Annotated in this window: 20 protein-coding genes and 2 pseudogenes; 4 read left to right on the forward strand and 18 right to left on the reverse strand. The window is 70.4% G+C overall.

Going from position 1 to position 26,979, the window contains the following annotated elements; translation table 11 throughout:
- The first annotated feature begins 128 nt into the window (after positions 1–128).
- Positions 129–821 carry a response regulator gene (locus ACWEKM_RS06520; RefSeq protein ID WP_451620039.1) on the forward strand — a complete coding sequence of 231 codons (693 nt, stop codon included), beginning with the start codon at positions 129–131 and terminating at the stop codon, positions 819–821.
- 55 nt (positions 822–876) lie between these two features.
- On the opposite strand, the gene ACWEKM_RS06525 is transcribed toward ACWEKM_RS06520, so the two are convergent.
- From ACWEKM_RS06525 to ACWEKM_RS06550, 6 genes are all read right to left on the reverse strand, one after another.
- Positions 877–2,469: a solute symporter family protein gene (locus ACWEKM_RS06525; protein WP_451620040.1), complete on the reverse strand. Its 1,593-nt coding sequence runs from the start codon at positions 2,467–2,469 to the stop codon at positions 877–879.
- Positions 2,466–3,014 (reverse strand): DUF485 domain-containing protein, encoded by a 549-nt coding sequence (locus tag ACWEKM_RS06530; protein ID WP_451620041.1) that lies wholly within the window; start codon positions 3,012–3,014, stop codon positions 2,466–2,468. Before ACWEKM_RS06530 ends, ACWEKM_RS06525 begins: the two co-directional genes overlap by 4 nt.
- A 234-nt stretch (positions 3,015–3,248) precedes the next feature.
- Complete coding sequence (locus ACWEKM_RS06535; RefSeq protein ID WP_451620042.1) at positions 3,249–3,929, reverse strand: response regulator; 681 nt, start codon at positions 3,927–3,929, stop codon at positions 3,249–3,251.
- Entirely contained in the window at positions 3,926–5,077 is a 1,152-nt protein-coding gene (locus tag ACWEKM_RS06540; RefSeq protein WP_451620043.1) for a sensor histidine kinase, read from the reverse strand. The genes ACWEKM_RS06535 and ACWEKM_RS06540 overlap by 4 nt, the downstream gene beginning before the upstream one ends.
- An 11-nt stretch (positions 5,078–5,088) precedes the next feature.
- Positions 5,089–5,598, reverse strand: coding sequence for a DUF1453 domain-containing protein (locus ACWEKM_RS06545; protein WP_451620044.1), 510 nt, complete (start codon positions 5,596–5,598; stop codon positions 5,089–5,091).
- Between the two features lie 528 nt (positions 5,599–6,126).
- A complete protein-coding gene (locus ACWEKM_RS06550) occupies positions 6,127–8,250 on the reverse strand; it encodes a DNA gyrase/topoisomerase IV subunit B (RefSeq protein WP_451620045.1) in 2,124 nt (707 codons plus the stop codon).
- Positions 8,251–8,690: 440 nt separating this feature from the next.
- On the opposite strand from ACWEKM_RS06550, the gene ACWEKM_RS06555 reads away from it, so the two are divergent.
- Entirely contained in the window at positions 8,691–8,921 is a 231-nt protein-coding gene (locus tag ACWEKM_RS06555) for a DUF7455 domain-containing protein (protein ID WP_109495566.1), read from the forward strand.
- Between the two features lie 108 nt (positions 8,922–9,029).
- On the opposite strand, the gene ACWEKM_RS06560 is transcribed toward ACWEKM_RS06555, so the two are convergent.
- Positions 9,030–9,890: a serine protease gene (locus ACWEKM_RS06560; protein ID WP_451620046.1), complete on the reverse strand. Its 861-nt coding sequence runs from the start codon at positions 9,888–9,890 to the stop codon at positions 9,030–9,032.
- A gap of 135 nt (positions 9,891–10,025) precedes the next feature.
- On the opposite strand from ACWEKM_RS06560, the pseudogene ACWEKM_RS06565 reads away from it, so the two are divergent.
- A pseudogene (locus tag ACWEKM_RS06565) lies at positions 10,026–11,243 on the forward strand (IS30 family transposase).
- Between the two features lie 116 nt (positions 11,244–11,359).
- Here ACWEKM_RS06565 and ACWEKM_RS06570 read toward each other — a convergent pair.
- From ACWEKM_RS06570 to ACWEKM_RS06590, 5 genes are all read right to left on the reverse strand, one after another.
- Positions 11,360–12,901, reverse strand: a complete 1,542-nt coding sequence (locus tag ACWEKM_RS06570) for an RNA polymerase sigma factor (protein ID WP_451620047.1) — start codon at positions 12,899–12,901, stop codon at positions 11,360–11,362.
- Between the two features lie 443 nt (positions 12,902–13,344).
- Entirely contained in the window at positions 13,345–14,232 is an 888-nt protein-coding gene (locus tag ACWEKM_RS06575; protein ID WP_451620048.1) for a FadR/GntR family transcriptional regulator, read from the reverse strand.
- A gap of 162 nt (positions 14,233–14,394) precedes the next feature.
- Positions 14,395–16,620 (reverse strand): ATP-binding cassette domain-containing protein, encoded by a 2,226-nt coding sequence (locus ACWEKM_RS06580; RefSeq protein ID WP_451620049.1) that lies wholly within the window; start codon positions 16,618–16,620, stop codon positions 14,395–14,397.
- Positions 16,621–16,768: 148 nt separating this feature from the next.
- Complete coding sequence (locus ACWEKM_RS06585; protein ID WP_451620050.1) at positions 16,769–17,527, reverse strand: NUDIX hydrolase; 759 nt, start codon at positions 17,525–17,527, stop codon at positions 16,769–16,771.
- A 538-nt stretch (positions 17,528–18,065) separates the two neighbouring features.
- Positions 18,066–19,571, reverse strand: coding sequence for a DUF4192 domain-containing protein (locus ACWEKM_RS06590; RefSeq protein WP_451620051.1), 1,506 nt, complete (start codon positions 19,569–19,571; stop codon positions 18,066–18,068).
- 141 nt (positions 19,572–19,712) lie between these two features.
- Between ACWEKM_RS06590 and ACWEKM_RS06595 the strand changes: the two are divergent.
- Positions 19,713–19,892, forward strand: a pseudogene (locus ACWEKM_RS06595) (hypothetical protein); the annotation flags it as partial.
- Between the two features lie 47 nt (positions 19,893–19,939).
- On the opposite strand, the gene ACWEKM_RS06600 reads toward ACWEKM_RS06595, so the two are convergent.
- The 6 genes from ACWEKM_RS06600 to ACWEKM_RS06625 form a co-directional block, all read right to left on the reverse strand.
- Positions 19,940–20,725 carry a class I SAM-dependent methyltransferase gene (locus tag ACWEKM_RS06600; protein ID WP_451620052.1) on the reverse strand — a complete coding sequence of 262 codons (786 nt, stop codon included), beginning with the start codon at positions 20,723–20,725 and terminating at the stop codon, positions 19,940–19,942.
- Positions 20,722–22,029: a flavodoxin family protein gene (locus ACWEKM_RS06605; protein ID WP_451620053.1), complete on the reverse strand. Its 1,308-nt coding sequence runs from the start codon at positions 22,027–22,029 to the stop codon at positions 20,722–20,724. The genes ACWEKM_RS06600 and ACWEKM_RS06605 overlap by 4 nt, the downstream gene beginning before the upstream one ends.
- Positions 22,026–23,156 carry a bifunctional diaminohydroxyphosphoribosylaminopyrimidine deaminase/5-amino-6-(5-phosphoribosylamino)uracil reductase RibD gene (gene ribD / locus ACWEKM_RS06610; RefSeq protein WP_451620054.1) on the reverse strand — a complete coding sequence of 377 codons (1,131 nt, stop codon included), beginning with the start codon at positions 23,154–23,156 and terminating at the stop codon, positions 22,026–22,028. Before ribD ends, ACWEKM_RS06605 begins: the two co-directional genes overlap by 4 nt.
- Positions 23,153–24,145, reverse strand: coding sequence for a formylglycine-generating enzyme family protein (locus ACWEKM_RS06615; RefSeq protein ID WP_451620055.1), 993 nt, complete (start codon positions 24,143–24,145; stop codon positions 23,153–23,155). The genes ribD and ACWEKM_RS06615 overlap by 4 nt, the downstream gene beginning before the upstream one ends.
- Positions 24,146–24,269: 124 nt before the next feature.
- Complete coding sequence (locus ACWEKM_RS06620; protein WP_451620056.1) at positions 24,270–25,958, reverse strand: WD40 repeat domain-containing protein; 1,689 nt, start codon at positions 25,956–25,958, stop codon at positions 24,270–24,272.
- Positions 25,955–26,632, reverse strand: a complete 678-nt coding sequence (locus ACWEKM_RS06625; protein WP_451620057.1) for a GTP cyclohydrolase II — start codon at positions 26,630–26,632, stop codon at positions 25,955–25,957. The genes ACWEKM_RS06620 and ACWEKM_RS06625 overlap by 4 nt, the downstream gene beginning before the upstream one ends.
- Between the last annotated feature and the right edge of the window lie 347 nt (positions 26,633–26,979).

Here is a 26,979-nt window from a genome sequence, read left to right on the forward strand (position 1 = left end):
CAGCAGTCTTCTGAGCGCAAGCCGTTCTTTTGCTCGCAAGAGCCTTTTGTGCTCGTTCTGCTCGCGCTACAACTGCGGAGCCGAAACACGGGCTTGACGCTCGCCTGGCCTTGAGGAAATGAGGCCCCATGATTGACGTCCTGGTGGTGGACGACGACTTCCGTGTCGCCGAGATCAACGCCAAGTACGTGGGGAAGGTTCCCGGCTTCCGGGTGACCGCCCGCGCGCACAGTGCCGCCCAGGCCCTGGCCGCCGTGGAACGCGGAGCCATCGACCTGGTCCTGCTCGACCACTATCTGCCCGACCAGACCGGGCTGGAACTGGTCCACCGGATGCAGGAACAGAGCCATGGCATCGATGTCATCATGATCACCGCGGCCAGTGACGTCACGACGGTGCAGCGGGCGATGCGCCTGGGCGCGCTGCACTATCTGGTCAAGCCGTTCACGTTCACCGCGCTGCGCACCCGCCTGGACTCGTACGCCGCCCTGCGCCGCACCGTCGACCGGGTCGGCGGGCGGGGCCTGACGGGCCAGGAGCAGGTGGACCGGATCTTCGGCGCCTTGCGCACCGCGCCCAGGGCGAGTTCGCCCGGCCTGCCGAGCGGCCACTCGGAGCCCACCACCGACCTCATCTGCGGTGTGCTGCACCGCGCGGACCATCCGCTCTCCGCGCACGAGGTGGCCGCCGAGACGGGCCTGAGCCGCTCCACCGCCCAGCGCTATCTGCGCCATCTGGAACAGGCGGGCCGGCTGCGCCTGTCCCTGAAGTACGGCGACACGGGACGGCCCGAGCACCGGTACGCCTGGGTCACACCGTGACGTCCCCCGCCCCCGCGCCGTAACGGTTCGCCGTACGGAACACGGAGGACGGCCCCTACACCGCTCCCGCCCCGGTCAGCGACCGCACCTCGGTCTCCGCGTGCTTGGCCTCGTCCGGGACCTCGTCCGAGGTGACGGTGCCGAGCCAGCCCGCGACGAAGCCCAGCGGGATGGAGACGATGCCCGGGTTCTCCAGCGGAAAGTACTGGAAGTCCACGGCGGGGAAGAGCGACCCGGGACTTCCCGACACCACCGGAGACAGCACGACCAGCCCCAACGCGGGTACCAGCCCGCCGTATACGGCCCACACCGCGCCGCGTGTCGTGAAGCCGCGCCAGAACAGCGAGTACAGCAGCACCGGCAGGTTCGCCGACGCGGCCACGGCGAAGGCGAGGCCCACCAGGAAGGCCACGTTGAGGTCGCGGGCCAGCAGGCCGAGCGCGATCGCGATCACACCGATGCCGACCGCCGCCACCCGCGCCACGGTGACTTCACTGCGCGCCGCGCCACGCCCCCGCCGCAGCGAGGCATACAGGTCGTGGGCCACGGACGCCGAAGAGGCCAACGTGATCCCGGCGACCACCGCAAGGATCGTGGCGAAGGCGACGGCCGCCACAATCGCGAACAGCGCTGCCCCACCGGTGGAGTCCGCCCCGCCGCCCAGGTCGAGGGCGAGCAGCGGAACCGCCGTGTTCCCCGCCGCGTTCGAGTCGCGCACAGCCTCCGGCCCGACGATCGCGGCCGCCCCGAACCCGAGGACGAACGTCATCAGATAGAAGCCACCGATCAGCCCGATCGACCACACCACCGAGCGGCGTGCCGCCCGCGCGGTCGGCACGGTGTAGAAGCGGGACAGGATGTGCGGCAGACCGGCCGTGCCCAGGACCAGTGCGAGCCCCAGGCTGATGAAGTCGAACCGGGCGGTCCAGCCCCCGCCGTACTTCAGGCCCGGCGCCAAAAACGCGTCCCCGTGCCCGCTGCGCTCCGCGGCCGTGAGCAGCAGCCGGTCGAGATCGCCGTGAAAGCGCAGCAGCACCAGCACGGTCAGCGCGATGGTCCCGCCGAGCAGCAGGACCGCCTTCACGATCTGAATCCAGGTCGTGGCCCGCATCCCTCCCAACGACACATAGATCACCATGAGCGCGCCGACGCCGATCACCGTCCACGCCTGCGCCGCCGCGCCCGTCCGCCCGAGCAGCAGCGCGACCAGGCTGCCCGCCCCCACCATTTGCGCCACCAAGTACAGAACGGAGACGGTGACCGAGGAAGTTCCCGCGGCGATCCGTACCGGTCGCTCGTTCATCCGCGCGGCCACCACGTCGGCCAGCGTGAACCGCCCGCAGTTACGGACCAGTTCGGCGACCAGGAAGAGCACCACCAGCCATGCGACGAGAAAGCCCACGGCGTACAGCAGCCCGTCGTAGCCGAACAGCGCGACGAGCCCGGAGATGCCCAGGAACGATGCGGCCGACATGTAGTCCCCCGCAATGGCAAAACCGTTCTCCATCGGTGAGAAGAGCCGCCCGCCGACGTAGAACTCCTCCGCGGAACCGTGCCGCCTGCGGCTCACCCAGGTCGTGATCCCCAGGGTGACCGCCACGAACGCGCTGAACAGCACAAGCGCCAGCGTCTGATGCTGCCCCGTCACGACGCACCGCCCTCCACGCTGCGCGCCAACTCCTGTGTGTTCCACCGCAGTTCGAGCGCCAACCGGTCCCTACGCAGCCGCGCGTGCCGCGCATAGGCCCAGGTGAGCAGGAAGGTGGTCAGGAACTGTCCCAGTCCGGCAAGCATGGCCACGTTCAGCGCACCGGCCACGGGCCTGGCCATGAATCCGGGCGCGGTCGTCGCGGTGATCACATAGCCCACGTACCAGGCGAAGAAGGTGGCGACACCGGGCACCACGAACCTGCGGTACCTGCTGCGCACTTCCTGGAAGGCCGCGCTGCGCTGCACCTCCAGATAGACGTCACGGGTGCGAACGGCCGCCGCGTCCTTCCCGTCCGGCGCCGCAGGCACACAGGGCGCGGGTACGCCCATACCGTCCGACTCGCCCCAGCCGGAGGCCAGCGCGTCGTACCAGGGATCGTCGTACCTCACCTCGTGGGACGCCGTGCGTGCCACTTCGTGGTTCTCGGCCGAACTCTCTGGACCGCCCCTGTCGCCGCCGGGACGACCGTTGCTTGACTGCATGCCCAAGGATGGACAGAACGGGAAGATCCCCGACTCTTCTTCTCTCCGCTCTTCACCCCATCAGGTGACTTAGAGCTGCGAACAGAGTGGGAGTCCGATCAGCGTGCGGCGTCTGGTGCGTGCGATCGCAAGGCGCCGGAAGGCCCTCGTAGCGGAGCTACTAGGGCGTTTCGGCAACGCCGCGAGCGTGCGTGCCAGGCGTCGCACGCCGGGCGCCCATTCTGTTCGCAGTTCTTAGTCCGCCGATGGTCGCACCAGCCCCTTCCCGTACGCGTAACGCACCGCCTGGGCACGGTCCTTGACCCCGGTCTTGGCGAAGAGATTGTTGATGTGGGTCTTCACTGTTGCGGTGGAGACCTGCAGTCTGCGGGCGATCTCCTGGTTGCTGAGTCCCTCCGCGATCAGCACCAGGACCTCGGTCTCCCGGGCGGTCAACCCGTCGGGCGCCTCGGCGCGCACCGGCTGCGGCTCCGGCTCCGACAGCCGCTCCAGCAATCGCCGTTGGACACTCGGCGACAGACCCGCGTCCCCGGACAGCACGCTCTCCACCGCGCGTACGATCTCGTCGCCGCCCGCGTCCTTGGTGAGGTAGCCCCGTGCCCCCGCTCGTAGCGCGGGGAACAGTGACTCGTCGTCCCCGAAGGTGGTGAGCACCACGACCTGGGTCCCCGGGTGCTCCGCCCGGATGCGGCGGGTGGCCTCCACCCCGTCGCAGCGCGGCATCCGCAGATCCATCAGCACCACATCCGGCGCGAGTTCGGCGACCGCCCTGACCGCCTCCTCCCCGTCGCCTGCCGCACCGACGACCTCGATGCCCGGCAGGAGTCCGAGCAGCATCACAATGCCTTCGCGGACGACGGTCTGATCGTCGACCACGACCACCCGCGCGGGCTTCCTTCCCGTCTCCTCGGTCATACGGGCACCTTCAACGTCACCGCGAACCCCTCCTTGTCGGGCCCGGCCTCCAGCGAGCCGCCCAGCAGTTCGGCGCGCTCCCGCATTCCCAGCAGACCGTACCCGCCGCCGGCCTTCGTGAGTTCGCCCGGCGTACCGCCCGAATCTCTGACGTCCAGCCTCACCTCGTGCTCGCCGTACTCCAGCAGCACACGGACCTTGGCCCCGTGCGCGTGCTTGCGGGCGTTCGTCAGCGCCTCCTGCGCGACCCGGCGCACAGCCTGTGCCGCTTCGACGGACAGCGGTCTGCGATCACCCGTCACGGTGACCTCGGCCCCATCGCTCCCTCTGACCAGATCGCTCAGGAAGTCCTCCAGCGGGGTCATCTCGCCACGCAGCGCGGACAGCGCCTGCCGGGTCTCCGCGAGCCCGTCCCGGGCCATGCCGCGCGCCGCCACCACCCGATCGAGGATCTGCTCCCGGTCCGCGTCCCGTTCGATCAGCAACCGGGCCGCCTCCAGGTGCACGAGCTGGGCCGAGAGGCTGTGCGCGAGGACGTCGTGGATCTCCCGGGCGATCCTGGCCCGCTCCGCGAGCGCCGCGGACTCTGCCTCGGCGGCCCGGGCGGCCCGCTCCTGCGCGAGCAGACGCTGGGCGCCGCCGCGTGCCTCGGCGTCCAGACGCATGACGTATCCCGCGAGAGCCATGCCCGTCACGACGGCGGCGGTGGTCAGCCAGACGCCGTTGTTGATCACAGAGAACGAGGCGAGGGCGACCGCGGCAACGGGCAGCGCCCCGCCGAGCGGGAGCCGCTCCAGCGCCACGATGGCGCAGCCGCACCACACGACGAGCGCCGGCCCCTGGAACCCCGTGGCCTGGGCGAGGGCAGCCATGCCCAGGAGCAGAGCGATCAACACGAGGGACGGCCACAGCCGGTGGTCGTAGGTGGTGCGGTAGAAGCCCCAGGACAGGACCACGGTGAGGAGGATCCCGGCCACCGTCGCGACCGTGCCCCAGCCGTGGATGTGGTTGGCGGCGAAGGCGCCCCATGCCAGCACGCCGATCCCCACCATTCGCGCCGACCAGGCGAGCAGACGCCTCGGTCGAGTGATCCCTTCGCGGCCGAGTGCCTCCCGGGAGGGCCAGCGTGTCCAGCCGTTCTCCGTCACACGCCCTCCTTTCACGCCGACCGGCGCATGGCGTCACCGTACGCCGTGGCACGGTCGGCCGCCGTGGTGAGGGACTGCGCTCGCCAGACCAGGATTCCGGAGCGGACGACGAGAGTGCCCGCGAACGCAAGGAGCAGGGCCGAGCTGTCCTGATGGATGCCCAGCGCCGCGCCGAGGCCGAAGAGTCCGACGCGCAGCGCGATGCCGGCCACCCAGACGGCCACGCTCGCCTTGGTGCTCTTCGTCCAGACGACTCCGTCCGACTCCGTCCACACCCGTGTCGTCCAGGCCCAGCCGGCGCCCATCGCCAGGCATATGAGCAGTTCGGCGCCGAGCAGTGCGATGGATTCGGTGCGGTGGTGGGCGTCGATCATGCCGGGCTCGCGCAGTGCGACGACCGCCAGGATCACGGGCAGGATCCACCAGCGCCGGTCGGTGCCGATCGGGCGGGCGCGGAACTGCCGCGCGAGCACCAGCGCGACCACGGCCACGATCACCAACGCGTTGACCAGCCCGGACATCAGAGCCTCCGTCGAAGGGGGATGCCGGCAGCGGGTGCTTCCGACGCCTAAGACGCTACGGAAATTCGCAGGCTGGCGAATCGGAGCCGGGGTGGATCACGGGTGGATCCGCACGGCGGCCCGACCTCCACCCACGGGTGGAGAACCAGCGCGCCCCGGCCACTCGGCCGGCAATGCGGAAGCGCAGGTGCGGGTGTGAGGGCCGGGGACCGGTGAGTTCGGTCCGGTGAGTTCGACCGGTGACGCACTGACGCCGGTGTGCGGGCGTCGCCACCGGCGCCAGAGACAGCCCGGGCCTGGGGACACGGTGGCGTCGGCGTGCGGGCGTCGGAACCGGCGCCAGTGCGTGATCGTCGACCTGCCCCAGCCCGGGTGCCGTCGCGGACCGCGGCGGCACGGCCCTGCGGGGCCGCTGTGCCGGACCACAGCAAGGGCCGGTGTGGCCGATGCCAGGGCCGTACCGGCTGGGGCGCGGGCTCGACAGCTGTCGAGCCCGCCGCGGCCCCCGGCGGGGCCGCGGCATGGTCGCTAGGCGTCGATCCGCGAGCGGTCCAGCGTGGCCGCCGAGCTGGAGATGAACTCCTTGCGGGGGGCCACTTCGTTGCCCATCAGCAGATCGAAGACCTGCTCGGCGGCGTCCAGGTCGGACAGGTTGATCCGGCGAAGGGTGCGGTGGCGCGGGTCCATCGTCGTCTCGGCCAGCTGGTTGGCGTCCATCTCGCCCAGGCCCTTGTAGCGCTGGATGGAGTCCTTGTACCGGACGCCCTTGCTCTGGAACTCCATGAGCTTGTCGCGCAGCTCACGGTCCGAGTAGGTGTAGATGTACTTGTCCTGGCCCTTCTTCGGCTGGACGAGCTCGATGCGGTGCAGCGGAGGCACCGCCGCGAACACCCGGCCGGCCTCGACCATGGGCCGCATGTAGCGCTGGAACAACGTCAGCAGCAGGCAGCGGATGTGGGAGCCGTCGACGTCGGCGTCCGTCATCATGATGATCTTGCCGTACCGCGCGGCGTCGAGGTCGAAGGTCCGGCCCGACCCCGCCCCTATGACCTGGATGATCGCACCACACTCGGCGTTCTTCAGCATGTCGGTCACGGATGACTTCTGGACGTTCAGGATCTTTCCGCGGATCGGCAGCAGCGCCTGGAACTCGGAGCTCCGGGCGAGCTTCGCAGTGCCGAGCGCGGAGTCTCCCTCGACGATGAACAGCTCGCTGCGCTCCACGTCGTCGCTGCGGCAGTCGGCGAGCTTGGCGGGCAGGGACGAGGACTCCAGGGCCGTCTTACGGCGCTGAGCGTCCTTGTGCTGGCGGGCCGCGATGCGCGTACGAGCGGCGGCGACGGCCTTCTCCAGGACCACCCGGGCCTGGGCCGCGGCGTCCCGCTTCGTGGAGGTCAGGAACGCCTTGAGTTCCTTGGAGATCACCGTGTTCACGATGCGGCGGGCCGCCGACGTGCCGAGGACCTCCTTGGTCTGGCCCTCGAACTGCGGCTCGGCCAGACGCACCGTGACGACTGCGGTCAGCCCTTCCAGGGCATCGTCCTTGACGATGTCGTCCTCGGCGACACGCAGCAGCTTCTTGGCGCGCAGCACCTCGTTCATCGTCCTGCTGACGGCCTGCTCGAAGCCCGCGACGTGGGTGCCGCCCTTGGGGGTGGCGATGATGTTGACGAACGGCCTCAGAGTCGTGTCGTAGCCGGTCCCCCAGCGCAGCGCGACGTCCACGCCGAGCTCGCGGGTGACCTCCGTCGGGGTCATCTGGCCGTGCTCGTCGAGCACCGGGACAGTCTCCTTGAAGGTGCCCTGGCCGGAGAAGCGCAGGACATCGCAGACCGGCTTGTCGGTGGCCAGGTACTCGCAGAACTCGCTGATGCCGCCGTCGAAGCGGAAGGACTCCTCGCCCTTGCTGCCGCCCTCGCCGAGACCGAATTCGTCGCGCACGACGATGGTCAGGCCGGGCACGAGGAACGCGGTCTGCCGGGCCCGCTGGTGCAGGGTCTCCAGGGCGAGCTTGGCGTCCTTGAGGAAGATCTGGCGGTCGGCCCAGTACCGCACGCGCGTGCCGTTGCGGGTCTTGGGGATCTTCTTCGTCTTGCGCAGGCCGCTCTCGACCTCGAACTTGGCGCCCGGACCGTTCGCCGCGAAGACGCCCGGGACACCGCGACGAAAGCTGATCGCATGGGTGTGCCCGTTGCGGTCCACCTCGACGTCGAGGCGGGCGGACAGCGCGTTGACCACGGATGCGCCGACGCCGTGCAGACCGCCGGAGGCCGCGTACGAGCCGCCGCCGAACTTGCCGCCGGCGTGCAGCTTGGTCATGACGACCTCGACGCCGGACAGGCCGGTCTTGGGCTCGACGTCCACAGGGATGCCGCGGCCGTTGTCCCGCACCTCCACGGAGCCGTCGTCGTGGAGGATCACCTCGATGTGGTCGCAGTAGCCGCCGAGGGCCTCGTCCACGGCGTTGTCGATGATCTCCCACAGGCAGTGCATCAGACCGCGGCTGTCGGTCGAGCCGATGTACATACCGGGACGCTTCCGCACGGCCTCAAGACCCTCGAGGACGAGCAGGTGCCGCGCGGTGTAGTTGGAGCCGTCCCGGTCTGCTCCTGCCAGCAGCGCAGTGGACGGCACGGACGTATCGGCGGTCACGCGGTTCGCTCCTCGCTGAATTTCAGTTGGGGCCCTTCTGGGTAAGGGCACGGCTTCGGTCGCCGCCATGAGGGTACCGATGCCTGGTAGAGCCGTTGCAACGCCACCCTCGGTCTGAACTCACACTAGTCCAGAGTCGTATGGGTGTTCGATCCCTCCATGGAGTGAAGTACATATCACGTTCCCTTCGAGGCATGAACCATTTAGGCTCCGGGCACGTCCTCATTCACAACCGGCAAGCCAGCCGGGGGACCGAAACCCAATAGACAGCGCGAACCCGTAAGACACATAGACACGCAATACGGCACATTCGCCGCCAACCGGCAGCAGACAGCCGCCCCGGAGAAATTTTTCGAGGTAAAGCCACGAGCGGGAACGTTTTCGGGCTGGTTGGATGTTGACCCTGGTACGACAGCTCGTCGAGCTAGAGAAGAGGCGACGTGACTACTGTTCTGACCCCCGCGAGCCCACTGACGGCCGCCGATCGCTGCGACCGCTGCGGCGCCCAGGCATACCTGCGCGTCGTCCTGCTGAGCGGCGGAGAACTGCTCTTCTGCGCCCACCACGGCCGCAAGTTCGAGCCGGAACTCAAGAAGATCGCCGCTGAGATACAGGACGAGACGGAACGGCTGACGTCCGTTCCGGCATCCGCCTCTGAAGAAGAGCGCTGACACCTCGCATCCACGACGAGCCAGTCCCGGCACGGGCCGGTGGACGGGCGGCCGCTCCCCTGGGAGCCGCCGCCCGTCGTCATGTCCCCCAACAGCCGGTCGAGGGCGTCAGGCGCCCGTGTGCGGCTTGCGCGCGCCGCCGTCGCTCGCGCCCAGTGCCCTGACGACTTCGGAGACCCGGGTGTAGACACCGGGGCTCCCTGCCCGCCCGCAGCCACTCCCCCACGACACGAGGCCGATGAGCCGCCCCTCGGCGACCAGCGGCCCTCCGCTGTCACCCTGGCAGGCGTCCGGGCCGCCCTGGGTCTCTCCGGCGCACAGCATGGACTCGGAGCGATACGCTCCGTCGACGCCGCCGGGATAGGCTTGCTCGCACTGAGTGTCCGGCAGTACGCGCACGTGTGCGGCGCGCAGCTGCCGCGGATAGTCCCCGGCGCCCGTCGTGTCGCCCCATCCGTACACCGTGGCGCTCGTGCCCGGCGCGTAGGCCGGATCACCCGCTGCCGCCATGCCGATGACGTCGCTCTGCGGGAGGGATGTGGCAAGGGTGAGCACGGCGAAGTCGCCGGCGTTGGTGTCCGTGTCGTAGTTCGGATTGACCCGGACCCCGCGTACGGCGATCTCCTTCCCCTGGGTCGACAGGAGATCCGTACGACCCACGATGACCTTGAGGTCGCGCGCCTTGTCCGGCACCGCCCCCAGAACCTCCTCGGTCAGGCAGTGGGCCGCGGTCAGCACGGTGGTCCGGCCGATCGCCACACCACCGCAGAACTGCCCCGCCCGCGTACCCCCGAACCGGTCACGGCTGGACAGCGCGACCGCCCAAGGGCTCTGGGAGACGTCGACGGGGAAGCCGCCGACGACAACGCTGTCGGCGGCGCCCTGGGCCGCGGTGGCCAGCGGTATGGCGGTCGCGGCAGCCGCCAGGACCAGCGGCCGGATCAGTGCTCGCACGATAGGGCGACGCATGCGCGCTCCTCACTCTGAGTGCCTTTGAGACACCCAGAGTCATCCAGGGCACGACGACCCGCAGCACGAAGGCCCAGCGACCCGAGAAGTCTTCCGTTCTGGTGGTCGTCGCAACACCCCAGCTCAAGGGGTGCGATGGACTTCAAGATTCGGGAGATCCGGACGGCTCAGGGGCCGAAGGAGCTGCTGCGTGAGCGGGAGACATACTTCCGGCTCATGCAGCAGGGCTTCAGCAACGAGCACGCGTGTCAGATCGTCGGCGCCAACCCGAAGACCGGGCGCCGATGGCGCAACGGCCGCAGCGCCGACCGCAAGCAGAAGGCGGCACCGCCGGTTCGACCGATGGTGCCGCCTTCCGGTGCGTCCCGGTACCTGCACGAGGCAGACCGGATCTACATGGCCGACCGGCTGCGGGAGAAGGCATCGGTCCGTGCGATAGGCGCCGAGCTGGGCCGCAGCCCGTCCACAGTCCGCCGGGAGATACGTCGCAACCGTACCTACGGGACCCGCGGCCAGTGGCAGTACCGGCCATACGCCGCCCAGGTCCGCGCCGATGCCCGCCGCCCCCGGCCCAAGCCGGGGAAGATCCGCCAGAGCCCTGAGCTGCGGGACTTCGTCCAGGCCGGCCTGGACCGGCGGTGGAACCGGAATAGAACTGCCAGGCTCTGCGCAGGACCTTCCCCGACCGGCCGGAGATGCACGTGGTCCACGAGACCGTCTACCAGGCCCTCTACGTCCGGGGCCGGGGCGAACTGCGCCGCGAGGTGGCCCGCGCTCTACGCAGTGGACGCACCCGCCGCAAACCCCAACGGCACGCCAACTACCGCCAGCCCCGCTTCAAGGACCCCATGGTCATGATCAGTGACCAGCCCGCGGAGGCGGAAGAACGGGGGCCCCGGCCACTGGGAAGGCAACCTGATCATCGGCAAGGACAGCGCCTCGGCCATCGGCACCCTCGTCGAGCGCGCCACCCGCTACGTGATGCTCCTGCACCTGCCCGACGGCCGCAGCGCCGAGCACGTCCGCGATGCCCTGGTGGACACCGTCCAGACCCTGCCCGGACACCTGGTCCGCTCGCTGACCTAGGACCAAGACTCCGAGATGGCCGCCCACAAGAGCTTCAGCATCGCCACCGACGTCCCGGTCTACTTCTGCGACCCCGCCAGCCCCTGGCACGGCTCGAACGAGAACACCAACGGCCTGCTCCGACAGCACTTGCCCAAGGGCGCCGACCTGACGGTCCACACCCGCGACGATCTGGCCGCCGTCGCCGCCGAACTCAACGGCCGACCACGCAAAACGCTCGGCTGGGAAACCCCAGCCGAGCGCCTGCATAAACTGCTCGCGGCCTGACCAACACGACCACGTGTTGCGACGATCCCTAGAAACCGCCGAGCGGGGAACCGGGCCTTCGAGGTCGTACGGCCGAGGCGGACCTTGCCCGGCCGAGACGGTGACGTGGTCGCGGGCTAGTCGAGGTAGTCGCGCAGGACCTGCGAACGCGATGGGTGGCGCAGCTTCGACATCGTCTTGGACTCGATCTGACGGATGCGCTCACGCGTCACGCCGTACACCTTGCCGATCTCGTCGAGGGTCTTCGGCTGACCGTCGGTGAGACCGAAGCGCATCGAGACGACGCCCGCCTCGCGCTCGGACAGGGTGTCGAGGACGGAGTGCAGTTGCTCCTGCAGAAGCGTGAAGCTGACCGCGTCGGCCGGGACAACAGCCTCGGAGTCCTCGATGAGGTCGCCGAACTCGCTGTCACCGTCCTCGCCCAGCGGGGTGTGCAGCGAGATGGGCTCGCGACCGTACTTCTGGACCTCGATGACCTTCTCCGGGGTCATGTCGAGTTCCTTGGCCAGTTCCTCCGGGGTGGGCTCGCGGCCCAGGTCCTGGAGCATTTGGCGCTGCACGCGCGCGAGTTTGTTGATGACCTCGACCATGTGCACCGGGATACGGATGGTGCGGGCCTGGTCGGCCATGGCGCGGGTGATCGCCTGACGGATCCACCAGGTGGCGTAGGTGGAGAACTTGTAGCCCTTGGTGTAGTCGAACTTCTCGACCGCGCGGATCAGGCCCAGGTTGCCCTCCTGGATGAGGTCCAGGAACAGCATGCCGCGGCCGGTGTAGCGCTTGGCCAGGGAGACCACCAGACGGAGGTTGGCCTCCAGGAGGTGGTTCTTGGCACGGCGGCCGTCCTCAGCGATGATCTCCAGCTCACGCTTGAGCTTGGGGGCCAGCTTGTCGGCGTTGGCCAGCTTGTCCTCGGCGAACAGGCCCGCCTCAATGCGCTTGGCCAGCTCGACCTCCTGCTCGGCGTTGAGCAGGGGGACCTTGCCGATCTGCTTGAGGTAGTCCTTGACCGGGTCGGCGGTGGCGCCGGCGGCGGCGACCTGCTGCGCGGGCGCGTCGTCCTCGTCCTCGTCGGACAGGACGAATCCGGCGCTCTCGGCGCCCTCGGGCTCTTCGGCGCCCTTGGCGTCTTCGAGCACCTCTTCTTCGAGCAGCTCGGCGTCGTCCTTCTTGGCGGTGGTCTTCTTCGCCGCCGTCTTCTTGGCCACGGCCTTCTTGGCGACCGTCTTCTTGGCGGTCGTCTTCTTGGCTGCGGCCTTCTTGGCGGGCGCGACTTCCTCGGCCGGATCAGCGGCGACGGGCACGGCGGGCACGGCCGGGGCAGCCGTTGTGGCGGTGGCCTTCCTGCTGGTCACCGTCTTCGCCGCGACCGTCTTGGTGGCGGTGCGCTTGGCCGGACTCTTCGCTGCGACGCTCTTTCGGGTGCGCTTGGGCTCCGCGGCACTGACCATCAGCGTCACACCCTCTTCCTCGAGGATCTGGTTGAGGCTGCGCAGTACGTTCTTCCACTGAGTGGCCGGAATCTGGTCAGCTTCGAAGGCCCGACGCACATCGTCGCCGGCGATCTGCCCCTCAGCCTTTCCCCGCTCAATGAGCGCCATGACAGAGACGGACTCGGCGATCTCCGGCGGGAGCGTACGGGATGTGCTGGCCGACACGAACAACCTCTCGGAACGTTGGAAAACGGCTTCCGGCCCCGTCCACAGCGGACTGGAGCCGACCACCGGCCTGGGGATGGGCCGACGGCGCGGGCGGGCGCCGGGAAGATTCACAGCGCCTTGTGTGGCGTCCGTATTCCCTCCGCGACTGTCACCTCTTAGGTCATCGCGCTGATCCCCCGAGCGTTACGCCCAATCTTCGTGGCCCGAGTCACACCCCGTAACCGCTCAAAAACGGTCAGACGCGGGCAGAGGAGGTTGCCGACGGCGTCGGCCCGGACCACTGCGGTCATCAGGCCGCATCGCCCAGCCGCTGAGCCCCACCGGCCCCCTCCGGACCGATGAGGATCCGGCGGGGTCCGACGGGGCCCGGTGAGGGACGGTTCCCGGGCCCGCAGTCCCACAAGGCGGTGCGCTCCGACCGCAGTGCCCGCGGCCCGCGGTCAGTGCTCGCGCGGCGCGGGCACCACACGCTCCACCTCGGGCTGGACGGTGAGCAGTTGACGCATCGCCACCTCGGCCGCGGCGCCGTCGCCGGTGCCGAGCGCGTCGACGATGCGCGCGTGCTGGGCCAGGGAGGCGTCGTTCGGCCGGTCACAGCCGGTGACGGGGCCACCGGAGACCTGGAGCGCGGCCGACACGATGCCCGACAGGTGCTCCAGCATGCGGTTGCCCGCGATCTGGATGAGCAGCGTGTGGAACTCGGCGTCGGCACGGGAGAAGGTGAGAGCGTCACCCTGCCCCATGGAGTGGCTCATGATCTCAACCATGTCGGAAAGCCGCTGCTGGACGTCCTCGCGCCCGTGCCCCGCGGCGAGGCGGGCGGCGAGCGGCTCGATCGTCCATCGCAGCTCACTCAGTTCGCGGCGCTGGTCGTCGCGTTGCGGCCCGAATGCGCGCCATTCGATGATGTCCGGGTCCAGGAGGTTCCAGTCACTGACGGGACGCACGCGCGTGCCGACGTTCGGGCGGGCGCTGACCAGGCCCTTGGCCTCCAGGACACGGAGGGACTCGCGGACGACGGTCCGGGACACCTCGAAGCGCTGGCCGATCTCCTCGGGCACGAGAGGGCGGTCCGCGCCCAGGTCGCCCGAAACGATCATCTGGCCCAACTGCTGTACGAGTTGGCCGTGCAGTCCGCGTCCGCGGGTGCCCGCGGCGCGCCGTCCCACCCGGCCCAGTTCGGGGTCCGCGCCGTCCCAGGCGGGTGTTCCGAGCCGGTCGGCGACGGGGCCCTCGGCGTAGGGGTAGCGGTCGAGTTCGCCCGGGCCGGCCAGACCTGAGTCGGTGGCGCGGGCGGCGGTCATCATGGTGTGCGCAAGGGTACTCACGGAACCTTTGTCGGCGCTGTCTCCAACTCCCTTGAGGTCTTTGGTGAAAAGCACACGAAAGGGTGATCGCTCACCCCGTCGCAATTGACGCCTTATCGGAAAGAAATGGGCGCACTCCGGGGAGTTGTGCGCACGGTGGGATCGGAAGCGTGCGGACGGTCGTCATCTGACCCTGCTGCGCAGTGTCATGAGCAGATACGCACAGAGCAGGGCGGTCAGCGACAACGTCAGTGCGCCGCCCACGGGTTGGGCGAGCACCTGGGCCGCTACCGCCACGTACCGCTCTCCCCCGAAGGGCCACTGGAGCAGGAAGACCTCGCGCATCCGGACCGGAAGACCTGCCGCGGTCCGTACGGCCGGGCCCCCCAGCATCTTCTGCACGACGGGGACGACGACGACCGGTACGGCGAGCACCGCGGCAAGTCCGGCCGTCGTGGAGCGGAAGACGCCCGCCGCCAGCACCCCGGCCCAGGCGCACCCGACCACGAGCCCGAACCAACTCGCGCCCAGTGAAAGCCAGTCGGCGGGAACTTTCGCGAGCTCCCGCCCGTAGACGACGTAGAGCACCTCGGCGTCGCAGCCCACGGTGAGGAAGGCCAGCATCAACGCCGTGGCTCCGGAGACGAGCAGTTTCGCGGTGAGCAGCCCCAGTCGGCGGGGCACGGAACCGCGGTCCGCCGCCAGGGCGGGGTGGCGGAACTCGTCGCCGAAGGCCAGCGCGCCGAGCAGTCCCGCACCGAGCGCCGCGGGCGGCAGGGGTACCTCCTGCGGCCATGCCGCGAACAGGCGCTCCTGCGGGGTGTGGCCGATACAGGCGAGCAGGACGGCCGTGATCGCGGAGACGAAGAGCACGGCACCGCAGGTGAGGAAGCCCGTGCCGATCCCGGTGGCGCGGCGCAGTTCATAGCGGAGGGGACGGAGGGGGCTGGGGGCGGGGCGAACGGAGATGGGGGGAGGGAGGGGGGACAGGGAGTCGGGGGTGAGCGATCCGGCGGGGCGGCGCGAGGGTCCGGCCTCGGGTCGAGCACCGGGTACGCGGCCGGTGGCCGGAGCCGGACGGTTGACGGCGAGGCCGGGTGAGGTGGGTGCGGTGTCGGGGGTTTGTGCTGTGGCTGAGGCCGGTGTTTTGGACCCTGGCATGGGTCCGGGCGTTTCCGTGCCGCCACCCGGCGTGTGATCGTCGGATTCCGGAGGGCCCTCGGCCTGGGCCGGTGCGCTCTCGGTGGGAGGCATACCGGGCAGATCAGGGGACGTCGCCACCGTCGGCGCGCCCACGGAAAGTGGTGCCTCGGATTCGCCTGGCCCCTCCGTCGCCAGGGGTGTCTCGTGGACCGCCCGCGGTCGCCTCGTCAGGATGGACAGGCCACGGCCCGGTTGCAGCCGAAATCCTTCTCGGTTCCCCGGGCCTGGCCCTTGCCCCGACACCGGCGCTTCGACCGTGGGCTTCAACTCTCCCGGCACCCCCGGCCCGTCGTCCGCGCGCTCCCTGTCAACCGGGCGGGTACCGGCGCCGGGCCCCATGTCGCCCACCTCGTCCGCGAGTTGGTGGACGAGGATGCCATGCCGGAAGGCGGCGTCACCGATGTCCGCGGTCGTACTGCCGTACACGGAAAGGCGGTTGCCCTCCTCCCGAACGATCTCGATGGAGCGCCGGTCGGTTCGGGCCTCCTTGGTGAGCAGGGCCGCCAGGCGTGCGGCGTGCGGGGTGCGGACCGCCACCCGGGGACGCAGCCGCGTGCGGGCGAACTCGACGGCTTCCTGGTCGGCGACGAGTCTGCCGCGTTCCAGGGTGACGACCCGGTCCGCGTTGCGTGCCGCCTCCTTGGGTTCGGCGGTGGTGAACAGGACCGTACCGCCCTGGGTCGCGTGCGCCCGGAGCATGCCGTGCAGCCAACGGGCTTCGTGGGCGGACAGCCCGTCCATGGGCACGTCCAGCACCAGAGTGTGGGGGTCGGGCAGCAGGGCGCAGGCCAGACCGAGCCGGAGGTCCATGCCACGCGAGAGGGTGCCCAGGCGCTCCTCCCGCAGGCTGACGAGGCCGACGACTTCGAGAACCTCGTCGGCTCGCCGGACCGGGACCCCCGCGGCGGCGCACAGCATGCGCAGATGCCCGCGGACCGAGCGGGCCGGATGCCCGGGCACGTCACCGAGGAGAATGCCCACCTCGCGCGACGGATGGGCGATCCGGTTCAGCGGACGCCCTCTGAAGTGGGTGATCCCGCGGCCCTGTTGAAGTTCGAGCATCAGTCTGAGTGCCGTTGTCTTGCCGGCGCGGGGCGCACCCAGAAGTGCCGTGACACGGCCCGCGTGTGCCTCGAAGGAGACATCGTTGACGGCGGGCGGGTGCGCCTTGCGGGGGTTGCTGGTCAGTCCGAAGGCCTGGATCACCCGCAGCAAGATAGCGCGCCGAGTCCGTTTTTTCGGGTATCACCCTGTCTGCCCGGCGATGAGGGGTCTTCCTCTTCGGGGTGGTGCCCGGCGGTTCACCGGACTGGGGGGGCGGAATCGGGCCCCGTCACCGGGTGGCCCCCTCCGGTCAGACCTCGGGACGCAGCATCGGAGGGTTCAGCAGAGTGGCACCGCCGGCCCGGAAGAGCTGAGCCGGACGGCCGCCCTGGCGTGTGGTCGTGCCTCCGGTGGGGACGAGGAATCCGGGGGTCCCGGTCACCTTGCGGTGGAAGTTGCGCGGGTCGAGGGCCACTCCCCATACCGCTTCGTAGACCCGGCGCAGCTCGCCGACGGTGAACTCGGGCGTGCAGAACGCGGTCGCCAGGGACGAGTACTCGATCTTGGAGCGGGCCCGCTCCACCCCGTCGGCCAGGATCTGAGCGTGATCGAAGGCGAGCGGTGCCAGCGGCTCGCCGTCACGGCCGTACCCGCCCTGCTGCAGCAGCTCCTCCACGGGAGCCCAGCGTGCGTTGCTCGCGTCGCCACCCGCACGGGGCGCGGGCAGGTCGGGGGCGAGCGCCAGGTGAGCGACGCTGACCACTCGCATGCGCGGGTCCCGCTGGGGATCGCCGTACGTCGCAAGCTGTTCGAGGTGGGCGCCGTTGTCCTCGGCGGGGGCGGACGGGTCGTGTGCGCGCAGCCCCGTCTCCTCGGCCAGCTCGCGCGCCGCGGCCTGCGCGAGATCCTCATCGGCCCGCACGAAGCCGCCGGGCAGTGCCCATCGCCCCTGGAACGGCGCCTCACCCCTGCGCACCGCCAGCGCACACAGGGCGTGGCGGCGCACGGTCAGCACGACCAGGTCCACGGTGACGGCAAAGGGCGGAAAGGCTGACGGGTCGTAGGGCATGCGGCGATCATAGTCGTCTGCCTGACGATAAACACTCCCTTCGTCGGCCTCATCGGCGGCTGATTCGTTCGGGTCGGGTGCCGGACACGCGAGCGGATTCCGTCTCCTCGTCCGAATGGCGTCGTGTGAGGTCAGGCTCCCGGTTGCAGCCCGTCCGCAGCCTCCTCGACCATGGCGAGCCCCCTGGCGGCCGCCCCGTACGGAGAACGGCGCGCCCGCGACCTGCAGCCCCGTCAGGACCATCTCGCCCAGCGGCTCGCTCTGCACCGGCCGAAGGACGATCGTCCTGGGGTGGGCGTCGAGGCGGATGCCCGTGAGCGCGGTCAGGAGCAGCACGCCGGAGGCTGTCGACGTGGCCGCCGGGCGGCAGATCGCGGGGCGCGGAACGGCGGTCGGTTCGGGCGTTGGAACAGCAGGCGGATGAGACAGCGCAACGGCAACCGGCTCGGGCCAAGGGGTCCTTGGCGGTTCCGGCCGCTGAGCCGCAGTCGGTCCAGGACTGCCCGTCGCCACCTGCCCGCATCGCCTCCACCGCTGGTCACGAGTCCCCCTCGGCGCCATCGCCACCGGACCGTGTACCGCCAGTGGATGCGGGCCCACGTCGCGTGTCGTTCCTGTCCGCCGCACGAGTGCCGCGCAAAGCCGGGGCGCCGGGACATGTGGAGCCCTCGCCCCGGGCCGGGCGCCTGGAGGCGAGCCGCGGGCTCCGGCCCACCGCTCGCACCGGACGTGGGTCGCCGTCCGCGCCTCCCCTGATGCGTACCCGGCGCCGACGGCGTGATCCGGGCTCGGAGGGGTCCTTACCTGCAGCGGACGTCTTCTTCTGGTCCATCGCCTCTGCCGCTTCGGTCCGTGCCTCCGCGTGTTCGGCGCGCTCCGCGCGCAGACATCGGCGGATCGCCTCCGGATCCAGGCCCTCGTTGCATGCCTGGTGCAGAAGTCGGGCGAACAGATAATCGGGGTCCGCTCCGAGGGCCATCGCCAGTGCTTCCCTTGCCTCCACGTCGTCGCCGGTGGACCAGGCGACCCAGCCCGCGAGGGTGAGCGGCGCGGCGGCGTGTTCGCCGTACGGTCCGACGCAACGGCGGGCCAGGGCACGCCACAGGCGCAGGGCGTGGCCGGCGTCGTCGCCCTCCATCCAGGCGGCGGCCCGGTCACGGGTGGTGCGGTCCTGGAGGCCGAGGATCAGCTGCGCCGCTTCGTCGTGGGTGAGCAGCGCGTCGTCGCGCAGATCCGCCGGGAGCGTGCCCGACGCCGGCTGCGCCGCCGCGAACCGGGTGAGCACGCGCTCGGCGAGGCGCAGCGTTTCCCCCGCCACGTCGGCGCGGGCCGTGTCGTCGAGAATCCGGGGCACCAAAGCCGTGCCCGCCGTGTCCAGGGCGATCTCCTGTTCCAGTGCGGCGGAGGTCTCCCAGGGCAGCAGCCGAGCCCGCAGTTCGCGCAGCGTGCCACGTACTTGGAGGCCGGCATAGGCCGCGGCGGCGGCCAGCACTGAGGTGCCGGGCAGGCCCATGGGCGTTCCGTCGTCCGGACAGCAGCCCACGTTCGGGCAGCAGTACGACCAGAAGCGGCCGTCCGAGATGCACAGGGCCTCGATGACGGGCACGTCCAGGGCGCCGCATTCGGTGCGCAGGAGTTGGGCGAGCGGCTGAAGGCGTTGCATGACCTCGCGGCCGGTCTCCCCTTTCGCCGGTTCCTGGCAGACGTAGGCGACGATCTGTGCGGGCCTGGCTCCCCGGCGTTCGCTGCCGACCACCAGGCCGTGCGTCAGTTGCTGGGCTGCCGACGCCCAGTCGTCCCTGCTCGCGGGGATGCCGAGCCGCGCCCTGCCGCCGAACCGGCCGCGTCCGTCCCGGTCATGGAGGGCCACCAGCACGAGGCTGTCCTCGGGGCGGTATCCGAGCAGATACGGCAGGGCGTCGGCCAGTTCGGCCGGGGTGCGCAGGGTGACCTGGGCGTCGTGGGCGGCGCGAGCGCCGAATGCCCTTTGTTCCGTGATATCGCTGTTTTCGGCGGGTCCAGTCGATTCGCTGTGATTCGTCATGCGCAGACGATCTCGCAGATCATGAAGTTCCGCTTGAGCCTGTGGATAAGTCAAGGCAGGGACACGACAATCATGCCGGAGGCTCGCCCCTTGTCCACAGGGTCCGTCCGGCTGTCACCGGCGTCCTGTTGGATGGGATGCATGGAGCACACGAGCAACACGGAATTGCGTGCACAGGCCGACACCCTCCTCACCCGGCCGGTCGGGGACGCCACGGGCGGCGCCCGGCTGCGCGAGGACCAGTGGCGGGCGATAGAGGCGCTGGTCTCCGATCGCCGCAGAGCCCTGGTCGTCCAGCGCACAGGGTGGGGCAAATCCGCGACAGGTGGCCGGGGAACGTGATCAGGTGGTCGGTGGCGTTCGAACGGTCACGGCAACGCGCATGGCGGTGTCTCCTCCTGCCAGGCTCCGGCCGGGTCTTTGGTACAACGCAGCATGACCAGCGGCGGGTTGGCCAGGAAATCGTCCCAGAAGCCGTCGGTGAACGCCGCCTTCGATGCCTCCGACACCTGGAGCGGGACCCATTCCACGTTCCGGAACCCGGCAGCGTGCAGAACGCGCTCGTACGTCTCCCGTGGCGGGCAGTTCGTGTCGAAGCCGATCGGCGGGTCGAGCAGTGCCGTGATGTGCACCCGGGGGCCCATCGGCGTCGCACCCACCTGTTCGTAGCGGAATCCGTAGGGGTCGGTCGAGGGGCCATCGAAGCGGAAGGCGGGATTCTGGGTCAGGGTGTAAAACCTCCCACCGTCCTTCAGGCTGCCGTGGATACCGCGACACATCCGGGCCATGCCCTCCTCGTCGTCGGCGTAGTTGAGCAGATACACCGCGGTCGCCACGTCGAACTCAGGCTCCGGGAAGTCCAGTTCGGCGGCGTCCCGGACGTCGTAACGGATGCCCGACGGATGCCGTGCCTCGATGCTCCGGGCGGCGGCGATCATCTCGCCGGAGATGTCGACGCCCAGAACGTGCGCGGCGCCCAGCCGTTCGATCTGCCGGGTGTAGAAACCGGTGCCGCAGGCGAGGTCCAGCACACTACCGCCGGTGAGCGGGCCCAGCATGCCCAGGAAGCTGGGCACCTCCGCATACCGGGCCATCGGAAGGGTCTTGAACCCCTCGTACGCCTCACCGATCTCGTCGTACTGCTGAACGCTCACGTCACTGCCCTTCCCCTGTGGTCCTCGAAATTCGCGCCGGATGCCCCGTACGGCGAGCGGCCCGCCTGCCGCTCCGGCTGCCGACGCAGCCAGCGCCCGACCACCGCGGCCCGGTGCCCCTGGTGGCGGACGGCGGCCAGCACCTGCGGGCTCGGGACAGCGCCGTCCGACAGCGCGTACGCGCAGCCGTACGGGTTCCCGCCCGCCGCGAACACCGCGGGGTCGGTGTACCCGGGGGGTGCGACCACCGCGCCGCAGTGGAACAGCACCTGGTGGAACGCCAGTAACGCCGACTCGCTCCCCGTGTGCGGGCGCGGCGTGACGACGAAGGCGCTCGCCGCCTTCCCCGCCAACGGGCCGCCGCCGACCACCGGTTCGAGCCGCTGCGCGAAGTCCAGCAGCGGTGCGGCCAGCATGCCGAGCTGCGCCACGGCACCGAACACCACCGCATCGGCCCACGCCAGGTCCTCGGCGGCGACCACCCGGGCCCGGGGAGCACCCCATGGCCCGCCCGGCGACGGCCCGTTGCCCGAGCCGGCCTCCCGCACACGCCGCAGCCGGACCTCGGCCCAGGACTCCCGGGCGCCCGCGGCGCATTCCTGGGCCAGAGTCCGGACGGCGCCGCCGTCCGCGTGGTGCACCACCGTCACCCGGGTGGGAGGGTGCGTCGTGTCCGGTACGGCGGGTGGGTGGCAGCGCGGTCCGCGCGCGGCGAATCCGGCCAGCCGCCGCCCCTGCGCCCACGCGGCCCGTATCTCGGGCGGCCCGACCTCACTGCCCCGCCGGTAGGCGGCGGACAGGCCGTAGGGATTGCCGCTGGTGCCGGTGTGCTCCGTGTCCCCGAGATCCGCGCCGAGCACCCAGGAGCCCCAGTGGTAGACGGTCTGGTACAGGCTCAGCAGGGTGGCCTCGCGGCCGCCGTAAGTGCACTCGGCGGAGGTCATCGCGGTCACCACCCGGTCCGCCAGCAGGCCCTGGGCCCACAGCCGGGCCGTGGAGTCGAGGAAACGCTTGAACGGCGCGGAGACATTTCCGAAATAGGTGGGCGTCGCCAGCACCAGCCCGTCCGCCCAGAGCACGTCATCGGGCGTGGCCACCTCTTCCTCCAGGGCGAAGGAGGCGGTCATCCCCGGCTCCAGCGGGTCCTCGGCGGTGTCCGCAACCCGCAGCAGCCGCACCTGTGCCCCGCGGGCGCGGGCCCCCTCGGCGGCGGCGAGGGCAAGCCTGCGCATCGTGCCCCGGCGGCTGTGGAAGACCACCGCGACCCTCGGCCGCTCCCGGCCGGCGCTCCACCGGCCGGTCATCGCGCCTCCGCCGCCGGGTGCGGTGTGGTGCGCAGGACCAGCCGCATGTCGTCCCCGAGCTGGTGCACCTCACCGAACCGGAACCGCAGTCCCTGCGCCAGGCTCATCGCGCCGAAGTCGTCCAGGACAGCGCGGCCGCCCGCACCGAGGAGCACAGGCGCCAGGTACGCGACGGTGCGGTCGAGCAGGCCGCGCCGGGCGAACGCGGCGGCCAGTTTGGCGCCGCCCTCCAGCAGCACCGAGCGCAGTCCGCGCCGGTAGAGCTCCGCGGTCAGCTCCGCGACATCGATGCCCTGCGCGTCACACGGCAGGGCCAGCACCTCGTGGCCGTGCGGCAGCCGGGGCAGCCGGGTGCCCTCGGCGACCACGACGAGTGTCGGCGCCGCGTCGTCGAGGACCCGGGCCTCCCGCCGGATGCCGCCGGTCCGGTCCAGCACCACCCGTAGCGGGGGCCGGCCGGTGACCCCGTGCCGCAGCCCCAGGTGCGGGTCGTCGCTGCGCAGCGTTCCCGAGCCGACCAGCACCGCGTCGTGCGTGGCACGCAGCACATGGCCGTCCGCGCGGGCCGCGCTGCCGGTGATCCACCGTGAGGTGCCGTCCGCCGCGGCCGTCCGGCCGTCGAGCGTGCCGGCGAACTTCCAGGTGACGCAGGGCCGGCCACGCCGGGCCGCGGTCAGCCAGAGCTCGTTGCCGCGCTCGGCCTCCTCGCGCAGCACCCCGCCGACCACCTGCACGCCGGCGGCCCGTAACCGCGCCGCGCCGCCGCCCGCCTGCGGTGTCGGGTCGTCCACGGCATAGACGACCCGTGCCACCCCGGCGTGGAGCAGCGCCTCGGCGCACGGGCCGGTGCGGCCCTGGTGCGCGCAGGGTTCCAGCGTGACCACCGCGGTCGCGCCGCGCGCCCGCGCGCCGGCGACGCGCAGGGCCTCCACCTCCGCATGCGGCTGCCCAGCCCCCCGGTGGTATCCCTCGCCCACCGGGCTGCCGTCGAGGGCAAGCAGCACACACCCCACCACCGGATTGGGGCTGGTGTGCCCCAGGGCGGTGGCGGCGAGATGCACGGCCCGCGCCATGGCAGCGTGTTCGGCGGGCGTGGCAGCGGTGGGCTGCGGCTCCCCGGCGCTCATATCGTCTCCGCGAGGCGGAAACCCATGGCGTAGATGTCCCGTTCGTACCAGCCGTGCCGGCGGCGGCAGCGGGCGAGGTCGCCGAAGCGGGTGAAACTGCCGCCGCGGGCCACCCGGTAGTTTCCGCGGGTGCGGACGAGATCGTCGTCGACCGGGTCGCCTCCGGGGTAGGCCCGGTAGTCGTCCGCGACGTACTCCTCCACGTTTCCGGCCATATCGTGTACCCCGAACGGGGAGCGTCCCGCAGGATGGACGCCGATCGGCACCGTGGTCAGCGGCCCGCCCTCGACGGTGTTCGCGCACAGCGGCTGGAACGATTCCCCCCAGGGATAGGCGCGGCCGTCGCCGCCGGACGCTGCGTACTCCCACTCGGCCTCGGTCGGCAGCCGGAACCGGCGCCCGGTCGCAGCGGCCAGCCAGGCGGCGTAGGCGTCCGCGGCCTCGGCGGGGACGGTCCACACCGGGTGGTTGGACAGCAGCTCGGGATAGACACCGAACCGCCAGGAGGAGGGCAGCCAGGTGCTGGAGGTGTCTTCCAGGAACAGCCGGTACTCGGCGTTGGTGACGGGGTGCAGGGCGATCCGGAACGCGGCCAGGCGCACTTCGTGAACCGGGCACTCCTTGGCGATCCACTCCGGCTCGACCCCGGCATGCCGCCACTGCCCGACGACGGCGTCCACCGAACCGGGCGCCAGCCCCAGCGAGACGCATGCCGCCGGCACTTCGGCCATCGGCGGGTCGTACGACTGCACCCGGGGGTCCCCGATGAGTCCCAGGACGGTGCCGGCCGCACAGCGGGTGGCGAACTCCTGCCGGGGGTCCTCGGCCAGGGCGACGAGGTCTTTCGGGGTCTTCGTCAAGAGGTCCTGATGGCTGCGCAGGGCCCAGTACGGACCACGGGAGGCGAAGGAAGGGGGAAGTCCCATCGCCTCGCGGTCGGACAAGGTGTTGGGGTTGGCCATGACGGCCGGCGGCCTACTGCCGGTCACGATTGCCTCCGGTGTGCTGTCACGAGGATGGAGCCCACTGGCTGGAGCCACGGCGGGGACGCGCACATGGGCCGTCCGGGAAGGCGGGCACCGACACCGCTTCCCGGACAGCCGGTCGTGGCGGTCAGCCGGCGAGCGGGTAGACCTGCCCGTCGTAGGACGCGGCGAGGAACACCTTCTGCTCCGCGTCATAGGCGAGAGAGGAGATCCCGGCAGCCGTGGGGCGGGTCACCGCGCTCCACGAGGCGGTCGTACGGTCGTAGATCGCGACCCGGCCGTTGTAGCTGCCGGTGGCGATCAGCCTCCCGTCGTCCGAGGCCGTGACGCACTTGATGGAGTGCGTGTGCGGTGTCGACAACTCGTGGGCGTTGCGTTCGGGGTCCCACAGCCGCAGCTTCAGGTCGCGGCTGACACTGGCGAACCAGCCCTCGCCGAGCCCCGCGCAGCCGTTGGCGATCTTGTCATGGGCATCATCGAGGGTGGCGACCTTCTCCAGCGTCGAGACGCGGTACCAGGTGGCCGAGGCGTCCGCTGCGACGGAGAAGATGAAGTCGCCGGAGACGGCGACTCCCTTCACCGCGTTGGTGTGCAGGGGCAGGTTCCGGACCTGCTCGGCCCGGCCGTCGCCGGTCAGCCGCAGCACCACGCCCTCGCCGGTGTACGCGCCGACGACCGCGTGCCGGGCGCCGTCGTGCTCGAAGGCCGCCGCGCAGTTGAGCGGAGAGCGGTGCTGGTACAGCTCGTTGCCGGTCAGCGCGTCGAACACCTTGCCCAACTGGCCGCCGGTCAGTACCAGATTGCCCAGCGGCGCCAGGAAGTTGCACAGGCTGCCCGTCTCGGCGACCACGGCGCCGCCGCTGCGCACGGTGCCCGCGTCCCCCACGGTGAGGCTCGACGCGGCCGACCGGGGCAGGACGGCGTTGATGCCGCCGGTGCTGGGGACCGTGGCGGTGTCCCAGACGCGCTGCTCGTAGTCGTAACCGCGATAGGTGGCACCAAATGTCGCGAAGACCAGCCGGGAGCCCGCGGCGAGGGCGCAGGAGCGCGGCCAGACGTCGTCAGGCAGTGCGGTGGTGCCCATCGGCTCGGGGCGCCGTGAAGCGACGTTCCACAGCCGCATGGTGCGGTCGTAGCTGAGGCTGACCAGCAGGTCCCGCGCGTCGTCGAGAACCAGCCGCTTGATGCCGGCGTCGTGTGCGGGCAGCACCTCTCGGCCGTCCGCGCCCACCACGATGATCTGGCCCTCGTCGTTGCCGGCGAAGATGATGCCGCTGGCGGAGATCGCGATGGTGTCGGTCTCCACGCCCTCCATGTCGAGGTCCGCCAGCAGCCCGCCGGTCTCCAGGGACCAGTGCTTGATGGTGCCGTCGTCGCTGGAGGAGATCAGCTCGTCCGCGCCATGGCTCCACTCGACGGAGATGACGTCGGCGGTGTGCCCGGTGAAGGTATGCGTCAGCCGCCCGCCGAAGTCGTAGACCCGCACCCGGTGGTCCCGGGACGCGGTCGCGACCAGTTCCTTGGTCGGGTGGAACACCGACATCTCGACGTCGTCCTCCTGGCCGTCGAACACGGCGACCAGCCGCAGCTCCGGTACGGTCCACATCCGCGCCGTGTAGTCGCTGGAGGAGGTGAGCAGAAAACGGCCGTCCGGCGAGAAGGTGCACTGGTTGGCCAGATGGTCGTGCGAGGAACGGGAAATCGACTCCCCGGTCTTCTGGTCCCAGCAGATGACTTGGTTGTCGTAACCGGCGGTTGCCACGTAGCGGTCCTGCCAGGCGGCTATTCCGCTGATGGGGCCCCGGTGCTGAATCATGCGATCTCCTGCGTGATCTCGATTCGGTGGCCGTGCAGTTCCACCTTCGCTCGGAGGTAGCGAAGGTTGCGTTCATTGAGGAACGCCCCGGTGGGCACCTGATCCACGACGTCGATGCCGTAGCGCCGCAACTGCTCGGTCTTGTCCGGGTTGTTGCTGAGCAGGCACACCTGGGACGCGCCCAGCACGCGCAACATCTGGGCCGCTGCCCGGTAGTCCCGGAGGTCGTCGGAGAAATTCAGATGCCGGTTGGCGGCAAAGGTGTCCAGGCCCAGACGGTCCTGGACGCTGTAGGCGTCGAGCTTGTTGAACAGGCCGATACCCCGGCCCTCCTGCCGGAGGTACAACAGGATGCCGCCGGACACGGACAGCATTTTCAGCGACTCCGTCAGCTGCGGGCCGCAGTCACACCGGGCAGAGCCGAAGACATCGCCCGTCAGGCACTCCGAGTGGAGCCTGACCAGTGGGGTGCCGGCTATCGGGTCGAAGGTGAGCGCCAGATGCTCCAGCCCGTCGCTGAGACCTCGGAACGAAACCATGTGCACGTTCAGGGCGGTGCCGTCGGCCAAGCGCAGAGGTACTTCCACCCGTACTCTGACGCTTGCACCGTCGTGAACCGGGTCCGCCTCCGCGGTGCGCGACGACGTGTTCTCGCCTTTGAGTGCGTCGGTCACTGATCCTCCAGGTTGAAGACCCACCTGTACTCGTTACTTCCGGACCAGGAAGAGTCTTCACAACGCGGCCCGCAACGGACATGCGGTACGCACCGATACATCCCCGAAGTATTTTCCGGCGCCTGCCGAGTCCCCACTGAAAGGGCCTCGCAGCACCGGAGTTGACCTTGCCGCGGAACCGGTGGGTGCCTCGACACGCATCGGGCCGCCACCCTGAAGCGCGAGGTGGCGGCCCGATGCGGTGCGGTCGGCGGCGTCGTTTGTGTCCAACGGTTCAAGACTCGTGGCGGACCTCCAGGGGTCGGCGGGCGGCGTGACGGATGCGGCACGGCATGCCGCGCACAGGA

It is taken from the genome of Streptomyces sp. NPDC004752 (genome assembly GCF_053601275.1).

Excerpts from the sequence above, each read along its gene's own strand:
- ACWEKM_RS06560 (WP_451620046.1), bottom strand. The coding sequence starts at position 9,890 with ATGCGTCGCCCTATCGTGCGAGCACTGATCCGGCCGCTGGTCCTGGCG.
- ACWEKM_RS06520 (WP_451620039.1), top strand. The coding sequence starts at position 129 with ATGATTGACGTCCTGGTGGTGGACGACGACTTCCGTGTCGCCGAGATC.
- ACWEKM_RS06585 (WP_451620050.1), bottom strand. The coding sequence starts at position 17,527 with ATGCCCTACGACCCGTCAGCCTTTCCGCCCTTTGCCGTCACCGTGGAC.
- ACWEKM_RS06535 (WP_451620042.1), bottom strand. The coding sequence starts at position 3,929 with ATGACCGAGGAGACGGGAAGGAAGCCCGCGCGGGTGGTCGTGGTCGAC.
- ribD (WP_451620054.1), bottom strand. The coding sequence starts at position 23,156 with ATGAGCGCCGGGGAGCCGCAGCCCACCGCTGCCACGCCCGCCGAACAC.
- ACWEKM_RS06545 (WP_451620044.1), bottom strand. The coding sequence starts at position 5,598 with ATGTCCGGGCTGGTCAACGCGTTGGTGATCGTGGCCGTGGTCGCGCTG.
- ACWEKM_RS06590 (WP_451620051.1), bottom strand. The coding sequence starts at position 19,571 with ATGACGAATCACAGCGAATCGACTGGACCCGCCGAAAACAGCGATATC.
- ACWEKM_RS06530 (WP_451620041.1), bottom strand. The coding sequence starts at position 3,014 with ATGCAGTCAAGCAACGGTCGTCCCGGCGGCGACAGGGGCGGTCCAGAG.
- ACWEKM_RS06605 (WP_451620053.1), bottom strand. The coding sequence starts at position 22,029 with ATGACCGGCCGGTGGAGCGCCGGCCGGGAGCGGCCGAGGGTCGCGGTG.
- ACWEKM_RS06620 (WP_451620056.1), bottom strand. The coding sequence starts at position 25,958 with ATGATTCAGCACCGGGGCCCCATCAGCGGAATAGCCGCCTGGCAGGAC.